General features: G+C 69.2%; 13 protein-coding genes. 6 read left to right on the forward strand and 7 right to left on the reverse strand.

Going from position 1 to position 17068, the window contains the following annotated elements; translation table 11 throughout:
• Nucleotides 1–43: 43 nt before the first annotated feature.
• Together lpdA and ESP57_RS01285 are read right to left on the reverse strand one after the other, a co-directional pair.
• Entirely contained in the window at nt 44–1417 is a 1374-nt protein-coding gene (gene lpdA, locus ESP57_RS01280) for a dihydrolipoyl dehydrogenase (RefSeq protein WP_129230307.1), read from the reverse strand.
• 98 nt (nt 1418–1515) lie between these two features.
• The gene (locus tag ESP57_RS01285; RefSeq protein ID WP_129230309.1) at nt 1516–2988 is read right to left on the reverse strand and encodes a leucyl aminopeptidase; all 1473 of its coding nucleotides are present in this window, start codon (nt 2986–2988) and stop codon (nt 1516–1518) included.
• An 88-nt stretch (nt 2989–3076) separates the two neighbouring features.
• Here ESP57_RS01285 and ESP57_RS01290 point away from each other — a divergent pair, with 88 nt between their 5' ends.
• The 4 genes from ESP57_RS01290 to ESP57_RS01305 all read left to right on the forward strand — a co-directional run bounded on the left by ESP57_RS01290 (nt 3077) and on the right by ESP57_RS01305 (nt 7542).
• Nucleotides 3077–4003, forward strand: coding sequence for a proteasome assembly chaperone family protein (locus ESP57_RS01290; protein WP_056008681.1), 927 nt, complete (start codon nt 3077–3079; stop codon nt 4001–4003).
• A 251-nt stretch (nt 4004–4254) separates the two neighbouring features.
• The gene (locus ESP57_RS01295) at nt 4255–5544 is read left to right on the forward strand and encodes an RNA polymerase sigma factor (RefSeq protein ID WP_056008684.1); all 1290 of its coding nucleotides are present in this window, start codon (nt 4255–4257) and stop codon (nt 5542–5544) included.
• A 7-nt stretch (nt 5545–5551) separates the two neighbouring features.
• Nucleotides 5552–6808: a Mur ligase family protein gene (locus tag ESP57_RS01300; RefSeq protein WP_115958050.1), complete on the forward strand. Its 1257-nt coding sequence runs from the start codon at nt 5552–5554 to the stop codon at nt 6806–6808.
• A complete protein-coding gene (locus ESP57_RS01305) occupies nt 6805–7542 on the forward strand; it encodes a type 1 glutamine amidotransferase (RefSeq protein ID WP_115958048.1) in 738 nt (245 codons plus the stop codon). The genes ESP57_RS01300 and ESP57_RS01305 overlap by 4 nt, the downstream gene beginning before the upstream one ends.
• Before the next feature lie 135 nt (nt 7543–7677).
• On the opposite strand, the gene ESP57_RS01310 is transcribed toward ESP57_RS01305, so the two are convergent.
• Complete coding sequence (locus tag ESP57_RS01310) at nt 7678–7911, reverse strand: DUF7455 domain-containing protein (RefSeq protein ID WP_056008697.1); 234 nt, start codon at nt 7909–7911, stop codon at nt 7678–7680.
• A gap of 113 nt (nt 7912–8024) precedes the next feature.
• On the opposite strand from ESP57_RS01310, the gene ESP57_RS01315 reads away from it, so the two are divergent.
• A complete protein-coding gene (locus ESP57_RS01315; RefSeq protein ID WP_115958046.1) occupies nt 8025–10136 on the forward strand; it encodes a DNA gyrase/topoisomerase IV subunit B in 2112 nt (703 codons plus the stop codon).
• Nucleotides 10137–10242: 106 nt separating this feature from the next.
• On the opposite strand, the gene ESP57_RS01320 is transcribed toward ESP57_RS01315, so the two are convergent.
• The 3 genes from ESP57_RS01320 to ESP57_RS01330 form a co-directional block, all read right to left on the reverse strand.
• Nucleotides 10243–11052 (reverse strand): M57 family metalloprotease, encoded by an 810-nt coding sequence (locus tag ESP57_RS01320; protein ID WP_056008706.1) that lies wholly within the window; start codon nt 11050–11052, stop codon nt 10243–10245.
• Nucleotides 11053–11225: 173 nt separating this feature from the next.
• Nucleotides 11226–12578, reverse strand: coding sequence for an FAD-binding oxidoreductase (locus tag ESP57_RS01325; protein WP_115958044.1), 1353 nt, complete (start codon nt 12576–12578; stop codon nt 11226–11228).
• A gap of 107 nt (nt 12579–12685) precedes the next feature.
• The gene (locus tag ESP57_RS01330; protein WP_129230311.1) at nt 12686–15160 is read right to left on the reverse strand and encodes a DNA gyrase/topoisomerase IV subunit A; all 2475 of its coding nucleotides are present in this window, start codon (nt 15158–15160) and stop codon (nt 12686–12688) included.
• A 74-nt stretch (nt 15161–15234) separates the two neighbouring features.
• Between ESP57_RS01330 and ESP57_RS01335 the strand changes: the two genes are divergently transcribed.
• Nucleotides 15235–16383 carry an alkaline phosphatase family protein gene (locus ESP57_RS01335; protein ID WP_129230313.1) on the forward strand — a complete coding sequence of 383 codons (1149 nt, stop codon included), beginning with the start codon at nt 15235–15237 and terminating at the stop codon, nt 16381–16383.
• A gap of 57 nt (nt 16384–16440) precedes the next feature.
• Here the strand turns inward: ESP57_RS01335 and ESP57_RS01340 are convergent, their stop codons facing one another.
• Nucleotides 16441–17043 carry a DUF3043 domain-containing protein gene (locus ESP57_RS01340; protein ID WP_056008717.1) on the reverse strand — a complete coding sequence of 201 codons (603 nt, stop codon included), beginning with the start codon at nt 17041–17043 and terminating at the stop codon, nt 16441–16443.
• Nucleotides 17044–17068 lie beyond the last annotated feature (25 nt).

Consider the following 17068-nt stretch of genomic DNA (forward strand, 5'->3'; position numbering starts at 1 on the left):
AACGCTTTCTAGCTTATTGCAGTCGTGGATGGGATCGACGGGATCAGATGGCGTGGAGCGGCTTGCCGGCCAGCTTCAGCACGGCTTCGCCGAACGCCTCGCCCTGGGTCGGGTGGGCGTGGATGAAGGGGGCGATGTCTTCGGGGTACGCCTCCCAGTTCACGGCGAGCTGCGCCTCGGCGATGAGCTCGCCCACCCGGCCGCCGATCATGTGGACGCCGACGATGGGGCCCTCGTTGACTCGGACGACCTTGATCGAACCCGACGTGCCGAGGATCGAGCTCTTGCCGTTGCCGGCGAGGTTGTACTCGAAGGCCGACACCTGGTCGGCGCCGAACTTCTCGGCAGCCTTGGCCTCGGTGTAGCCGACGGAGGCGACCTCGGGCTCGCAGTACGTGATCTTCGGGATGTTCACGTCTTCGACGACGATCGGAGCGAGGCCCGCGATCTCCTCGGCGATGAAGATGCCCTGCTGGTAGCTGCGGTGCGCGAGCTGGAGTCCGGGGACGATGTCGCCGGCTGCGTAGACGCCGGGGGCGCTCGTCTCGAGTCGGTCGTTCGTGATGACGAAGCCGCGGTCGATCGTGATGCCGGCCTCTTCGTAGCCGAGGTTCTGCGTGACGGGCCCACGGCCGACGGCGACGAGCAGCAGCTCGGCCTCGTAGGTGGTGCCGTTCTCGAGCGTCACGACGACGCCGTCGTCGTTCTGGGTCACGCTCTGGAAGCGCACGCCGAGCGAGTACTCGATGCCGCGCTTGCGGAACGCGCGCTCGAGCTGCTTGGAGATCGTCTCCTCCTCGTTGGGCACGAGGTGGGGCAGGGCTTCGATGATGGTGACGTCGGCGCCGAAGGAGTTCCAGACGCTCGCGAACTCGACGCCGATGACGCCGCCGCCGAGCACGGCGACCTTCTTGGGGATGAAGTCGAGCTCGAGGGCCTGCTCGCTCGTGATGACGCGGCCGCCGATCTCGAGTCCGGGGAGCGAACGCGAGTACGAGCCGGTGGCGAGCACGACGTTCTTGCCGACGTAGCGGTCGTCGCCGACGGCCACGGCGTTGGTGCCGACGAGGCGGCCCTCACCGGCGACGACGGGGATGCCGCGAGCCTTCAGGAGGCCCTGCAGGCCCTTCCACTTGCTCGCGACGATGCCCTCGCGGTAGGCCGAGACGCCAGCGATGTCGACGCCCTCGAAGGAGGCCTTGACGCCGTACTTCGCAGATTCGCGGGCCACCTCGGCGACCTCTGCCGAGTGCAGGAGGGCCTTCGTGGGGATGCAACCGCGGTGCAGACATGTGCCGCCGAGCTTGTCCTTCTCGATCACCACGGCGGTCATGCCGAGTTCGACGGCACGGATCGCAGCGGCGTAACCGGCGCTGCCTCCGCCCAGGACGACAATGTCAAAGTTCTGCTCGGACAAACGCTCTCTCCCTTGCGCACCAGATCTGCGACACGGACTGCCCCCGGTTCGTTGCCGGGACAGGGTGTATGGGCGACGTTCTCGCCCATATGACCTTACTACCCTGCGGCGAGCTGCTCGCCCAGGCGGACGAGCGTGCGGACGGCGACCCCCGTGGCGCCCGACCCGGTGAAGCCGTAGCCGGCCGCGGTGTTGTTGGAGGGCCCCGCGATGTCGAGGTGCGCCCACGGGATCCGGGTCTCGGCTTCGCCGCGGACGCCGACGAACTCCTGCAGGAAGACGCCCGCGAGGAGCATCCCCGGCACGGTCATGCCGAGCTTGGTGTTCGCGAGGTCGGCCACATCGGACTTCAGGTACTGCATGAGGTCGCGGGGGAGCGGCATCGGCCAGGTCGACTCGTCGACCGAGTCCGCGGCGGCCCGCACCCGTCCGACGAGGTCGTCGTCGCCCATGAGGCCTGCGATGCGGTGGCCGAGGGCGACCATCTGCGCGCCGGTGAGGGTCGCGACGTCGACGATCGCGTCGGGCTGCTCCTCGCTCGCGGCCACCAGTCCGTCGGCCAGCACGAGTCGGCCCTCCGCGTCGGTGTTGATGACCTCGACGGTCTTGCCGCCGCGGATGCGCAGCACGTCGTTCGGCCGCACCGCGGTCGACGAGGGCAGGTTCTCGGCGATGCAGAGCCAGCCGGTCACTCGGAGCGGCACGCCGATCTCGGCGAGGGCCACCATGGCCGAGAGCACCGTCGCGGCGCCCGCCATGTCGGTCTTCATGCCGACGAGGGAGTTCATGGGCTTCAGCGAGATGCCGCCCGAGTCGTACGTGATGCCCTTGCCGACGAGGGCGAGGTGAACGGATGCCCCGGCCGGCGTGTAGTCGAGGCGCACGAGTCGGGGGCCGCGGCTCGAGCCCTGGCCGACCGCCAGGATCCCGCCGAAGCCGTCGTCGGCGAGTGCCTGCTCGTCCCAGACCTTCGCAGCGATGCCGACGGCCGCGGCGGTCTCGACGGCGATGTCGGCGAGCCGTGCGGGGGAGAGGTCGGCCGGTGGCATGTTGACGAGGTCCTTCGTCGTCGCGACGGCCGTCACGACCGCTCGGACCCGGTCGACGCTAACCACGGCGTCGTCGAGCACGGAGTGCAGCACGATGGCGGTCGGGCGGGGCTTCGGCTCCGAACGGAACCCGTCGTAGCCGTATGCGCCCAGGCCGGCGCCCTCGAGGAGGGCTGCTGCCGCGTCGGCGTCGTCCGTCGGAACGGCGATCGCCACCGTGAGCTCGCCCTTCAGCTGGCGGAGGGCGGCACCTGCGGCGAGACGGAGGCTCGCGGCATCCGCTCGCTCGCCGACGCCGACGATCGCGACGACGCGCGGGCCGCCGGGCGTGCCGGGGATGCGGGTGAACTCCTCGGCCGCGCCGCTCAGCTCGAGCGCCTCGAGCGCGGGGCCGACCCACTCGAAGCCGGCCTCGGCCAGGAGTTCCGGGCCCTCGGCCCCCTTTCGGACGGCCAGCAGCACGACGTCGGCGTCGGAGGTGGAGGCGGGGGAGTCGGTCACGGAGAGGGTGGGAACAGCCATGCGGTCGATCGTACGTGTTCGCTCTCGGCATCACGTCGACGACCGGTGACCCGGAGGAGGCCGCGACGGGCGTCAGTAGGCTGGAAGCATGCGAGACCCCCGCTCCCTGTACGAGCTGAACCCCGACGTGAACGTTCCCGCCGGGCTTCCGCTGGTCGCGGGGCTCACCGGCTACGCCGATGCCGGCGGAGCCGTCGCGCAGACCACCGAGTACCTGCTCTCAACGCTCGACAGCACCGTCGTGGCATCCTTCGAGGCCGACGAGCTGCTCGACTACCGCGCCCGCCGACCGATCATCCTGTTCGAGGGCGACCACCTCACCGACTACACGCCACCGCGCCTGAGTCTCGACCTCGCCGTCGACGAACTGGGCCAGCAGTTCCTGCTGCTCACCGGGTTCGAGCCCGATTACCAGTGGCAGCGGTTCAGCTCGGCGGTGCTCGACCTGATCGAGCGATTCGAGGTGTCGTCGACCACGTGGATCAACTCGATCCCCATGCCCGTGCCGCACACCCGACCGGTCGGCGTGACCGTGAGCGGCAACCGCTCGGAACTCATCGAGGCGATGTCGATCTGGCGCCCGACGACGCAGGTGCCCGCCAACGTGCTCCACTTGGTCGAATTCCGGCTCCAGGCGCTCGATCACCCCACGACGGGGTTCGTGCTGCTGATTCCGCACTACCTCTCCGACGCCGAGTACCCCTCGGCCGCGATCACCGCGCTCGAGGCGATCAGTGCCGCGACCGGGCGCATCTTCCCGACCGACGCGCTGCGCGAGCAGGGCCGGGACTTCGTCGCCCGCATCGACGAGCAGGTCTCCGAGAACGCCGAGCTCGCGAAGCTCGTCGGCACGCTCGAGCAGCGGCACGACTCGTACATGGAGGGCACCACGCTCCGGTCGCCCCTCACCGACGAAGACGGCGAACTGCCGTCGGCCGACGAGATCGCCGCCGAGCTCGAGAAGTTCCTCGCCTTCCGCCGCGCGAACGACGACGACACGCCGCGCGGGCGCTGAGCCGCGGGGGAATGCCCGTCGGCGGCTCGATGTTGTAGCAACGAGAGGGCGAGTCGGACCCCGATCAGGCGTACTGCGGAGCTGACGTCTGTATAATGGGGGCAGGACCCGTTCTGGCCCGCTGGCGTGGTGAAAGACCATGCCGATGCAGCGGACTTGACATGGGTCCTCATAGTGTCCGAAAACGACCGGACCGAGTGCATAGCCGAGTCCGCGAGGGCACGCGGGCACGACGGTAGGAGAGGTAACGAATGGCAACGACGAAAGCGACGACGGCTGCGAGCGAGGCGGAGAAGCCTGCTGCGAAGCGCGCGACCGCCGCGAAGTCGACCGCCGCGAAGACGACGGCGAAAGCCGCGGCCACCCCCGCGACGAAGACGCCGCGCGCAACTACCGCGAAGACCGCGACGAAGCCACGCGCGAAGGCGAAGGCCAAGAGCGACGACGATGAGGGCGAAGAGGTCGTCGACCTCGAGGTCGTCGAGGGCGCCGACGATTCGGCAGCCGACGGCGACGACGACGACACGAAGGCCGTCGCGGTCGAGCCGCATCCCACCGGCGCGCTCGTGCTGCGCGCCGTCGACGACGAAGACGAGGTCCCGGTCTACTCGAGCGCCATCACCGGCGCGACGGCCGACCCCGTCAAGGACTACCTGAAGCAGATCGGCAAGGTCGCGCTCCTGAACGCGGCCGAAGAAGTCGAGCTCGCGATGCGCATCGAGGCGGGCCTGTTCGCCGAAGAGAAGCTCTCGCACATGACCGACGCCGAGAAGCGCTCGCAGCTCGGCCGCGAACTCCAGTGGGTCGCGAAAGACGGCCAGCGCGCCAAGAGCCACCTGCTCGGCGCGAACCTCCGCCTCGTGGTCTCGCTCGCCAAGCGCTACACGGGTCGCGGCATGCAGTTCCTCGACCTCATCCAAGAGGGCAACCTGGGGCTCATCCGTGCGGTCGAGAAGTTCGACTACACCAAGGGCTTCAAGTTCTCGACCTATGCGACGTGGTGGATCCGCCAGGCGATCACGCGCGCCATGGCCGACCAGGCTCGCACCATCCGCATCCCCGTGCACATGGTCGAGGTCATCAACAAGCTCGCCCGCGTGCAGCGCCAGATGCTCCAAGACCTGGGTCGCGAACCCACGCCCGAAGAGCTCAGCCGCGAACTCGACATGACCCCCGAGAAGGTCATCGAGGTGCAGAAGTACGGCCGCGAGCCCATCTCGCTGCACACGCCGCTCGGTGAAGACGGCGACAGCGAGTTCGGTGACCTCATCGAGGACACCGAGGCGGTCGTGCCGGCCGACGCGGTGGGCTTCACGATGCTGCAGAAGCAGCTCGAGTCGCTCCTCGACTCGCTGAGCGAGCGCGAGGCGGGCGTCATCCGCATGCGCTTCGGCCTCGGCGACGGCATGCCGAAGACCCTCGACCAGATCGGCGACACCTTCGGCGTGACGCGCGAGCGCATCCGCCAGATCGAGTCGAAGACGATGGCGAAGCTGCGTCACCCCTCGCGTTCGCAGTCGCTCCGCGACTACCTCGAGTAGGCCGCCAGTGCGCTACGCCCCGGCGATCCTCGTCGGCAGGCTCACCCGATTCGCCGCCCGGCTGCGCAAGCCCGGCGGCGGGTCGGCTGTTCCGGGCCTCGTCGTCAACCGCATCGCACCGAAGTACCTGAAGCGCACCCTCTCCGGCTTCCCCGAGGGGCTCGTGGTCGTCTCGGGCTCGAGCGGCAAGTCGACGACGACGAAGATGCTCGTCGCGATCCTCCGTGCGCACGGCGTCGACGTCTTCACCAATCCGTCGACGGCGAACATCAGCCAGGGCCTCACCTCCGCCCTGCTCGAACAGGCCGACTGGCGCGGGCGCGTGCCAGGCGACGTCGCGGTGCTCGAGATGGACGAGGGCCACGGCGCCCTCGTCATGCAGGGCGTCGACGCCCGCGTCGTATGCCTCACCAACGTCATGGTCGACCAGATCGACCGGTTCCACGACTCCGAGATGGTCGCCTCAATGCTCGGCCGCATCGCGGCACGGGCCGGCGAGTCGATCGTCGTGAACGCCGACGACGCGTACCTCGAGCGCCTCGCCGAACGGGTGCGCCCCGAGGTCGCCGTGCACCGCTTCGGCGTCACCGAATCCGTGCTCGCGGCGTCGCCCCGCGGCCTCGGCTACACCGAGACGAGCGACACCCGGCTCTCGACCGGCACCGATGTGCTCGTCGAGGCGGTCGACGGCGCCGCTGCGGTGCTCGACGACGCCGGGGCATCCGTCTCGATCGGCCTGCCGGCACGCGGCGTGCACTACGCCGTCGATGCGGCCGCCGCGTACGCCACCGCGAAGGCGGTGCTCGGCGACCGCTTCTCCAGCTCGACCGCGGCCGACGCGCTGAGCGCGATCCCCGCCGTGTTCGGGCGTGGCGAGCGCACCGTCGTTCGCGGCCACGACGTCGAGTTCGTGCTCGTGCAGAACCCTGCGAGCTACCAGCTCAACGTCGACAGCATCGCGCCGGGCACCGAGCAGATTCTCTTCGCGATCGGTTCCGATGTGCGCGATCCCTCCTATTTCTGGCCGACGGATGCCGGCTCCCTCGGGAGGGTCTCCATCGTGTCGGGTTCGAAGTCGGCCGAGGCCGCGCTCATGCTCGCCTACGACGGAGTCGAGATCGATCGCGTCGAGCCCGACCTCGGTACGGCCGTCGACGACTTCCTGGCGATGCCGGAACCCGCTTCCGGCGTCAAGACGATCGTCTTCACCGCCGACGCGATGCGCCGCACTCGTGCCCACCTCGGACTCGCTGGAGCAGAATGACCCTCACGATCGTCTCGTTGCTTCCCCGGCTGCAGAACACGAACGGCGATGCCGAGAACGCCCGCGTGCTCTCGACGCGCGCGCGGTGGGCCGGCCTCGACGCCGAGGTCGTCGAGGTCGAGTCGGCCGCAGAGCTGCCGCCGCGCGTCGACGCGATCGTGCTCGGGTCCGGGAGCGACTCGTCGCTCGACGAGAGCCGCGGGCTGCTCCTCACGATGCACGACGAGTTCCGCCGGTGGGGCACCGAGGGCGTGCCGATCCTCTCGATCGGCACCGGCTGGGAGCTGCTGAGCTGGGGCATCGAGCTCGCGAGCGGTCGGAGCGTCGAGGGCCTCGGCATCCTGCCCGGCCGCTCGGTGCCGCGCGCGAGTCGCGTGACCGGTGACGTCGTGGTGAAGAGTCCGCGCTTCGGAATGCTCGTCGGATTCGAGAACCACGCGCGTGACTACGTCGGCGCCGAGGCATCCCCGCTCGGCCGCATCCGTGCCGGTCACGGCAACGGCCGCGACTCCGGGCAGGAGGGCGCGGTCATGGGCGACGTCTACGGCACCCACCTGCACGGCCCGGTGCTCGCCAAGAACCCCGTGTTCGCCGATCGCCTGCTCGAGACCATGGCCTCCAGGGCCGGGCTCGAATACGTGGCGGGGGAGCAGGCGCAGGCCGTCGACGCCTACGCCTCGGCAGCTCGTGCCGCGCAGCTGGCTGCGGCGGGCGTCTCACTGCCCACGACCTGACGCGTTCGCGCGCTGCGATGTCGGACGTGCGCACGTCGACCCGGGCGTCGGCGAGCCGTGCTCACGCGTCGTCCCGAGTGGTGAAACGACGAACGCCCCGGACGAGCCGGGGCGTTCGTTCGTGAAACCGGTGGGTCAGCTGCGGTCGGCGAGCAGCTTGCTCGACTCGTCGTGCCAGCTGTGCGCGATCTGCGAGAGCTTCTCCTGGTGCTTGCGGCCGTGGTGGGCGCAGAACAGCAGTTCGCCGCTCGCGACGACGACGCGGATGTACGCCTGCGCACCGCAGGCATCGCATCGATCGAGCGCGGTGAGCTCGTAAGGGGTCTCGAGTTCATCGACCGCACCGGTGGTCTCGGTGTACTGGGTCATGGCTCCTCCTTCGTCGCTCACGCGTGGTGTTCCGTTCATCAATGAAAACACGAGTGAGGGCAGGTTCCTTCCGTTGGGCCGGGCATTTCGCTCAGCGCGTAGTGGCTGAATGGATGTGTCGGCGGCGCTCAGTAGGCTTGTTCGACGTGAGCTCCGATTATTCCGCCCGCCATCTCTCCGTGCTCGAGGGCCTCGAGGCCGTGCGCAAGCGACCCGGCATGTACATCGGTTCGACCGACTCCCGGGGGCTCATGCACTGCCTCTGGGAGATCATCGACAACGCCGTCGACGAGTCGCTCGCGGGTCACGGCACCGAGATCGGCGTGACGCTGCACCCCGACGGCAGCGTCGAGGTGCGCGACCGAGCGCGCGGCATCCCGGTCGACATCGAGCCCAAGACCGGGCTGTCGGGCGTCGAGGTCGTGTTCACGAAGCTGCACGCGGGCGGCAAGTTCGGGTCGGGCTCCTACGCGGCCTCCGGCGGCCTGCACGGCGTCGGCGCCTCGGTCGTCAACGCGCTCTCCGAACGTCTCGACGTCGAGGTCGATCGCGATGGCAAGACCTGGGCCATGTCGTTCCACCGCGGTGAGCCCGGCAACTTCGCCGACTCCGGTGCGCCGTCGCCCGACGCACCGTTCACGCCGTTCGAGCAGCGCAGCGAGCTCCGCGTGGTCGGCAAGGTGGCGAAGGGCGTCACCGGCACGCGTATCCGGTACTGGGCCGATCGCCAGATCTTCACGAAGGGCGCCGAGTTCCAGACCGAGGAGCTGCTCGGTCGCGCGCGGCAGACCGCATTCCTCGTCCCCGGGCTCGCGATCGACGTCACCGACGAACGCGGCGAGGCGCCGCACACGACGTCTTTCCAGTTCGAGGGCGGCATCTCCGAGTTCGTCGAGCACCTGGCGACGGATGCTCCGCTCACCGACGTCTGGCGCCTGACCGGCATCGGCCACTTCACCGAGACGGTGCCCGTGCTCACCGATGGCGGCGCGATGGTGCCGACCGAGCTGAAGCGCGAGTGCGTGGTCGACATCGCGCTGCGCTGGGGCACCGGTTACGAAACGGTCATCCGCTCGTTCGTCAACATCATCGCCACGCCCAAGGGCGGCACGCACCAGGCCGGGTTCGATCAGGGGCTCCTGAAGTTCCTGCGCCAGCAGGTCGAGCTCAACGCCCGTCGCCTGAAGGCCGGCAATGACAAGCTCGAGAAGGACGACGTGCTCGCGGGGCTCACCGCGGTCGTCACCGTGCGTCTGCCCGAGCCGCAGTTCGAGGGCCAGACGAAGGAGGTGCTCGGCACTCCTGCGGCGCGCGCCATCGTCTCGAGCGTGCTGACGAAAGAGCTGGGTGCGCGTTTCTCCTCCACCAAGCGCGACGACAAGAACCAGTCGGCATTGCTGCTCGACAAGGTCGTCGCCGAGATGAAGTCCCGCATCTCCGCCCGCGCCCACAAAGAGACGCAGCGCCGCAAGAACGCGCTCGAGAGTTCGTCGCTGCCCGCGAAGCTCGTCGACTGCCGATCGAATGACGTCTCGCACAGCGAGCTGTTCATCGTCGAGGGCGACTCGGCGCTCGGGACCGCCAAGCTCGCCCGCGACAGCGAGCACCAGGCTCTGCTGCCGATCCGCGGCAAGATCCTCAACGTGCAGAAGGCGAGCGTGGCCGACATGCTCGCGAACGCCGAGTGCGCATCGATCATCCAGGTGATCGGCGCCGGGTCGGGTCGCAGCTTCGATCTCGAGGCCGCGCGCTACGGCAAGGTCATCCTGATGGCCGACGCCGACGTCGACGGGGCGCACATCCGCACGCTGCTGCTCACCCTCTTCTTCCGCTACATGCGACCGATGATCGAGCACGGCCGAGTCTTCGCCGCGGTGCCGCCGCTGCACCGGGTCGTTGTCATGAACCCGGGTTCGAAGCCGAACGAGACGATCTACACGTACTCCGAAGCCGAGCTCAAGGGCGTGCTCGCGACGCTCGATCGCCAGAAGAAGCGATATCAAGACCCTATCCAGCGGTACAAGGGCCTCGGTGAGATGGATGCCGATCAGCTCGCGACCACGACGATGGATCGCCGGCAGCGCACACTGCGTCGCGTGGGCATCGGCGACGCCGAGAATGCCGGTCGGGTGTTCGAGCTGCTCATGGGCACCGATGTCGCGCCTCGCAAGGAGTTCATCATCGAGAGTTCCGACGCGCTCGAGCGCGACCGCATCGACGCGTGACGTTCGACCGGTGCTCGGGGCTTCGACTCACGACATGCCGCTGGGCCCGGTCGAGGACGACCGAGCCCAGCGGACTCTGACAACGCTCCGATGAGCGCGCGGTGACTCAGTTGCCGTAGAGCGCGACGGCCCCCGTGCGGTCGGAGTTCGTCATCGACAGGTCGTCGGACGAACCGTTGCACTGCGGGTAGTGCATGATCGATGACGAGTCGTACGGCGTCAGCGGCCGCCAGTTGTTGTCTTCGAAGCACGTGCCCGATTCCGGGCGCGTGTGCTCGTGCCGGAACCCGAGGGTGTGGCCGAGCTCGTGCCCGAGGATGTTGGTCGGCGTCCAGGAGCCGGAGCTCCAGATCGAGTCGTCGATGAGCACGTTCTGCTGACGATCGGCCGTGCTCGGGAAGAACGCGCGGGCGATGTACTGCGAGGTCTGCACCGGCTCGACCGAGAACAGCACCGACTTGTTCCGCGTCGTGCACTGACCGTCGGCGCTGCCCACGTACACGAAGTTGATCTTCGAGGATGCGGACTCCCAGAGTGCTGCGCCGCTCGCCATCGCGTTGACGACGTCGGCGTGACGCGTTCCGAACTTCGTGCTGACGCAGTAGGTGAGATTGCCGACCTGCGAGGCCGACCACTTGTCGTCGGCGCCGTTGACCGTGTTGACGATGAGACCGTCGGTCGGCGTCTCAGGACCGACGAGCAGGTCGTAGAACTTCTTCAGGTCGCCCTTGTCCGAGAGCACCTCGTCTCCGTTGACGATGTAGCTGCCGTCGACGTCTCGGTAGGTCGACTCCGCGAACTCCTGGTAGGAGGGAACGTCATCGAGCGGGGTTGCGCCGGCGGCCGGGATTGCCGTGCCGACGGCGAGCGCGGCCGCCGCGGTGGCGGCGAGCGCGAGTGTTCTCGTGATTCTCATGCAGTGTGCTCCTTCTGAGATGAGCGATCTCCGTTCGCCTGGTCGGCGAGCGGATTCGGGTCCATGGAACGGGCGTCGTTGCCCGTGGATGAGCGTCATTGCTTGTCCCCCGAAGTGGGCACAAAAGTAGCCTGTGCGATTCCTGCGTGTCAAGGATTTCCAGGTGTTCCGCGTCAGGCGTGACCGGCGCGACCATCGGTCGGCCTGATGTTCTGATTCAGGTGGAAGACGTTGCCGGGATCGTACGCGTCCTTGACGGCGGTCAATCGTGCGAGCTGTTCGGTCGGGTACGCGCGCCGAAGACCCGCGGCTCCATCATCGCCGAGCACGTTGACGTAGGCGCCGCTGGCGTAGCCGTCCATTCCGCTCGCGTAGCGGCGGGCGGCCGCCATCCGCGGCGCATCCTCGTCGGGCGAGCGCCAGCGGGAGGCGGCGACGAACTCGAACGCGGTGTCGCGCCTCGAGAAGGCGGTGGCGTCGCCGGGAACGTCTGCGATGGCGCCGCCGTAGGCCTGGAGGCTCACGTCGGGCGCGAGGTCGTCATCGCGGTCGAGGAGAGCGTCGATCAGGTCATCGGCGAGTTCGCGAAAGTAGTGACCTTTCCAGTACCGGCGCCAAGCGTGGCCCTCGACGTCGTCTTCGCGTGTCTGCAGCTGCAAGTAGCTGAGCGGATCGACGGAGTTCGCGATCGGCTCGGCCGCCTGGCGCAGGCGGGTCTCGAGGGAGTCGATGTGGCGACGAGCGTCGACGGCATCCCCGACCCACACGAAGCCGAGGGCGAGCGTCCGGCCCGAGATCGTCGCGGTGAAGGTCGCCTCGCGTGGGGCGTCGATGCTGAGGTCCCGCCACGCTCGCATCGCGGCGGTGGTCGAGCCGCCATCGAGCGAGAAGTGGAACTCGACGGCGATCGCGTCGCCGGGCACCGGGTGCAGTGCGAACTCGAACGCGGTGACGACACCGAAGTTGCCGCCGCCACCGCGAAGCGCCCAGTCGAGTTCGCGGTGCGAGTCGTGGTCGACCCGAAGCGACTCGCCGTCGGCCGTGACGAGCTCGAATGCGACCACGTTGTCGCAGGCGAGCCCGAGGCGCCTCGCGAGCCACCCCATGCCGCCGCCGAGTGCGAGCCCGCCGACGCCGGTGTGCGAGACGTTGCCCGCTGTCGTCGCGAGGCCGTACTCCTGCGAGGCTCGATCGAGAGCGCCGAGGAGAGCACCGCCCTGCACTCGCGCCCGCCGTCCGACCGCGTCGACCTGCACGTCGCCCATGGGGCGGAGGTCGATCATGAGACCGCCGTCGGGTACGGCGTGCCCGACGATGCCATGGCCACCGCAGCGCACGCCGATCTCGAGGTCGTTCCGGGTTGCGAACCGCACCGCGGCGGCGACGTCGGTCGCATCAGTGCAACAGACGACGTAGCGTGGATGCCGGTCGATCATGCCGTTCCAGACCGTGCGGGCCTCGTCGTACCCGTCGTCGCCGGGCTCCAGCACGTTCCCTGCGATGTCGTGCAACGTCGCGTGCGCCATGAATGCTCCCGTTCGCCCGTGGACCGGCGCGAGCGAACGCGGCGTTCACCGGCCGGCACGGCCGAATATGCTCCTCGGCAGTGCCGGCGTCAAGCCCGGGTTGTCGTTCAGCCGATGCGCGTGCCGATCGCACCCACGACGGCCTCGAGGGGCTGTCCGGAGGCGTCTCGCTTGGCCCCGCTGTCCGGCAGGGTGCGAGCCGTGCCGTCAGGGCCGACGGCGAGGGCGGGGGAGGGACCGACCCAGGCGAGGTGCAGCGCATCTTCGCCCTTCAGGAACCGCTGCGCCCGCACACCGCCGGTCGCTCGGCCCTTCGCCGGGAACTCGGTGAAGTCGCTGACCTTGGCGCTGCCGGGGTCGGTGCCGAGGAGCGTGTCGGTCGTCGCCGCGATCGTGACGACGACGGTCTGCGGCACGTCATTCGAGGCGAGGCTCGTGAAGTGCACGACGTGCGCGCCGCTGCCGAGGTTGATGCCGGCCATGCCCCCTGCCGGGCAACCCTGCGGGCGTACCGACGAAGCCGGGAAGCGCAGCAACTGCGCGTCGCTCGCCACGAACACGAGTTCGTCGCCCTCGTCGCCCTGCACGGCGCCGACGATCTCGTCGCCGGCCTTCAGCCCGATCACCTCGAACTCGGGCTTGTTCGGGTAGGCGCCGGTCGCGACGCGCTTCACGACGCCCTGCTTCGTGCCGAGCGCGATCGAGCGATCGGCGTCGAGGGAGACGATCGCGAGCACCTTCTCGTCGCGGTTCGGCAGCGCCAGGTAGTCGCCGATCTTGACCCCCGCCCCGAGCTGCACCGAGGTCGGAGGCAGCATCGGCAGGTCGACGGGCGTGAATCGGATGAGTCGGCCGAGGCTCGTGACCGCGCCGATCTCGGCCCGGCTCGTCGTGTCGAGCGTCGAGCGGATCGCATCGTGTTTGCTGCGTCGGGCGGGCACGGTAATGACCGGGGGACCGTCGTCGCCGACCGGCAGGTCGACGCGCGCGATGCGGCCGGTGGCCGAGAGGAAGACCCGGCACGGCACATCGGCGACCTCGAGGATCGCGGCGGCGCGCTTGGCCGCTGCGCCGGCGATACTCGGCCTGGCATCGGTGAGCAGGGTGCGACGGGGAGTGTCGAACCGTTCGGCGATCTCGGCGAGCTCATCGGACACGAGGGCCTCGATGCGGTGCCGGCTCGAGAGCAGCGCCTCGAGTTCGGCGATCTCGGCGCGCAGCTTGTCGCGCTCGGCCTCGAGCTCGATGCGCGAGAACTTCGTGAGTCGACGGAGCTGCACCTCGAGGATGTAGTCGGCCTGCACCTGGCTCAGGTCGAAGACCTCGATGAGGCGGGCGCGGGCTGCGGCGGTGTCGTCGCTGCCCCGGATGAGCTGGATGACCTCGTCGATGTCGAGGATCGCGATGAGCAGCCCGTCGACGAGGTGGAGCCGCTCGCGACGACGGGCCAGGCGGTACTCGGATCGGCGGGTGACGACCGAGATGCGGTGCGCAACGTAGACCTGGAGCAGTTCGCGCAATCCGAGGGTCTGGGGGCCGCCGTCGACGAGGGCGACGTTGTTGATGTTGAACGAGTCCTCGAGCGGTGTGAGCCGGTAGAGCTGTTCGAGCACCGCTTCGGGGCTGAAACCGGTCTTGATGCCGATGACGAGCCGCAGACCGTTCGTGCGGTCGGTGAGGTCGGTGACGTCGGAGATGCCGTTGATCTTCTTGGCGTTCACCCCGTCTTTGATCTTCTCGATGACCTTCTCGGGGCCGACGAGGTAGGGCAGCTCGGTGACGACGAGGCCGGTCTTGCGAGCCGTGATCGACTCGACGCTGACCTTGGCTCGCGTCTTGAAGCTGCCGCGGCCGGTGGCGTAGGCGTCTTTGATGCCGGACAGGCCGACGATCGTGCCGCCCGTGGGCAGGTCGGGGCCCGGGACGTACTCCATGAGCTCGTCGAGCGTGGCGTTCGGGTGCGCGATGAGGTGCCGGGCAGCGCCGACGACCTCGATGAGGTTGTGGGGCGCCATGTTGGTCGCCATGCCGACCGCGATGCCGCTCGCACCGTTGACGAGCAGGTTCGGGTAGGCCGCAGGCAGCACCTCGGGCTGGGTGAGCTGGTTGTCGTAGTTCGGCACGAAGTCGACGACGTTCTCGTCGAGGCCCTCGGTCATCGCCAGGGCGGGGGAGGCGAGACGGGCCTCGGTGTAGCGCGAGGCTGCGGGGCCGTCGTCGAGCGAGCCGAAGTTGCCGTGGCCGTCGATGAGGGGCACGCGCAACGTGAAGGCCTGCGCCATGCGCACGAGGGTGTCGTAGATCGCGGTGTCGCCGTGCGGGTGGAGCTTTCCCATGACCTCGCCGACGACGCGCGCCGACTTGACGTGGCCGCGATCGGGTCGAAGCCCCATCTCGGTCATCTGATACAGGATGCGCCGTTGCACGGGCTTGAGACCGTCGCGGGCGTCGGGCAGGGCCCGGGAGTAGATGACCGAGTACGCGTATTCGAGGAACGAGCCCTGCATCTCTGCGGCGACGTCGACGTCTTCGATGCGCTCGACGATCGGGTCTTCAGCGGGCTGATTCTTTGCTCGGGTCATCCGTCGTCTCTGGGGCGGGCGTGCCGGGCACGCGGGAAACAGGGGCGCGCCCGGCCTGTGCCAGACTGGGCGCGATGTCTGCCATGCTACCGGTGCCCGCCGACACCGCCCCGCGCCTTGCCGGGGTGCTCGGCAGTTCGATGTCGGCCGTCCAGGGCCTCCCGAACGAACTGGGCCTTCCTCCGGCATCGGCCGTCGTCGTGGTGCTCGTCGACGGGCTGGGCGCCTCGAACATCCAGGCGCGGGCCGGGCACGCCAGGTTCCTCGCCTCGCGCATGGCGAGGCGCGACGTGCTGCGCACCGTGTTCCCCTCGACGACCGCGGCAGCGCTCGCGACCTTCGCGACGGGCCGCCCTCCCGGGGAGCACGGCCTCGTGGGCTACCGCGTGCTCGACGCCGCCCACGATCGTCTCGTCAACCAGCTCAGCGGGTGGGACGCGGGCATGCCGCCCGAGACCTGGCAGCGGCTTCCGACGCTCTTCGAGACGATGCGCGAGGCCGGCATCGCGAGCTACGCGATCGGCGCGGCGCGCTACTCCGACTCGGGGTTCACCCGCGCCGTCCTCCGCGGGGCGGAGTACCGCCCCGGCGCATCCGTCGCCGGTCGGTTCGCCGAAGCCGACCGCATCCTCGCGACCGGCGAGCGCGCCGTCGTCTACCTCTACGTCCCCGAGCTCGACCAGGCCGCCCACGCGCACGGTTGGGAGTCCGACAAGTGGCTCGGCCAGCTCGAGACGCTCGACGCCGAGCTCGCGGCGTTCGAACGACGGATGCCGCGTGGCACGGGCCTGCTCGTCACCGCCGACCACGGGGTGGTCGATGTGCCCGCGCACCGACACGTCTTCGTCGACGACCGGCCGGAGCTGCTCGTCGGGGTGCGTCACGTCGGGGGAGAGCCGCGCTGCGTGGCCCTCTACTTCGAACCCGGGCTCGAGGCATCCGCTCGCACCGCGCTCGTCGAGGGCTGGCGCGCAGCCGAGGGCCACCGGTCGTGGGTGCTGAGCCGTGACGAGGCGATCGAGTCCGGGCTCTACGGCGAGGTCGCCGATGAGGTGCGCGACCGCATCGGCGACGTCGTGATCGCGGCTCGCGCGGGCATCGCGTACTACGACCGGCGGGAGCCGAACCGACAGGCCGAAGCCATGATCGGCCAGCACGGGTCGCTCAGTGACGAGGAGACCCGGGTTCCGCTCATCCGCGGCGGAGTGTTCAGCCGCAACTGACGCAGTCGACGATCACGGGGCCCGAGGCGGGCGACGGCGCCGCCCCGAGCCATCCGATCATTCGGGGTAGTTCCAGCGCTTGACCTGCGGCTTCGGCAGGCGCAGCGGGCGCAGCTGCAGCGCGCGCATCGCGGCGTACCAGCGCACGCGCTCGACCTTGTCGGCGCCGAACTTGGCGGCGAGCTTCTTCGTGACGATGAAGCCGAGCACGACCGAGTCGATGACCGCGACGAGGAAGAACGCCCAGAGCGCCAGGATGCCGATGGACTGCACTTCGGGACTCGGCACGAAGGTCAGCAGGATGACGGCGAACATCACGGGGATGAGGACCTCGCCGATGGAGAACCGCGCGTCGACGTAGTCGCGCACGTACTTCTTCTGGGGGCCGCGGTCGCGGGCGGGCAGGTAGCGCTCGTCGCCGACCGCCATGCCGATGCGGGCGCGCTCGCGCGACTCGGCAGCCTTGCTGCGCGCCTGCTTCGCCGCCTCCTTGCGGTCGTTCGGCACGAGCGGACGCTTGCGCGCCGCCTCCTGCTGCGCACGGCTCGGCGTGGGCGCACCCTTGCCGGCCTTCAGGCGAGCCTGGGTCTCTTCGAGCGTCTCTGCCTGCTTCGGCGTCTGGGCGCTCGGTTCTTCGGTGTTGTTCGGGTTCTTGGCCACGGGATTCCTCGAATCGGTCCCCTTA

Origin of the sequence: Agromyces fucosus, from assembly GCF_004134865.1 — a bacterium.
Classification (GTDB): Bacteria; Actinomycetota; Actinomycetes; order Actinomycetales; family Microbacteriaceae; genus Agromyces; species Agromyces fucosus.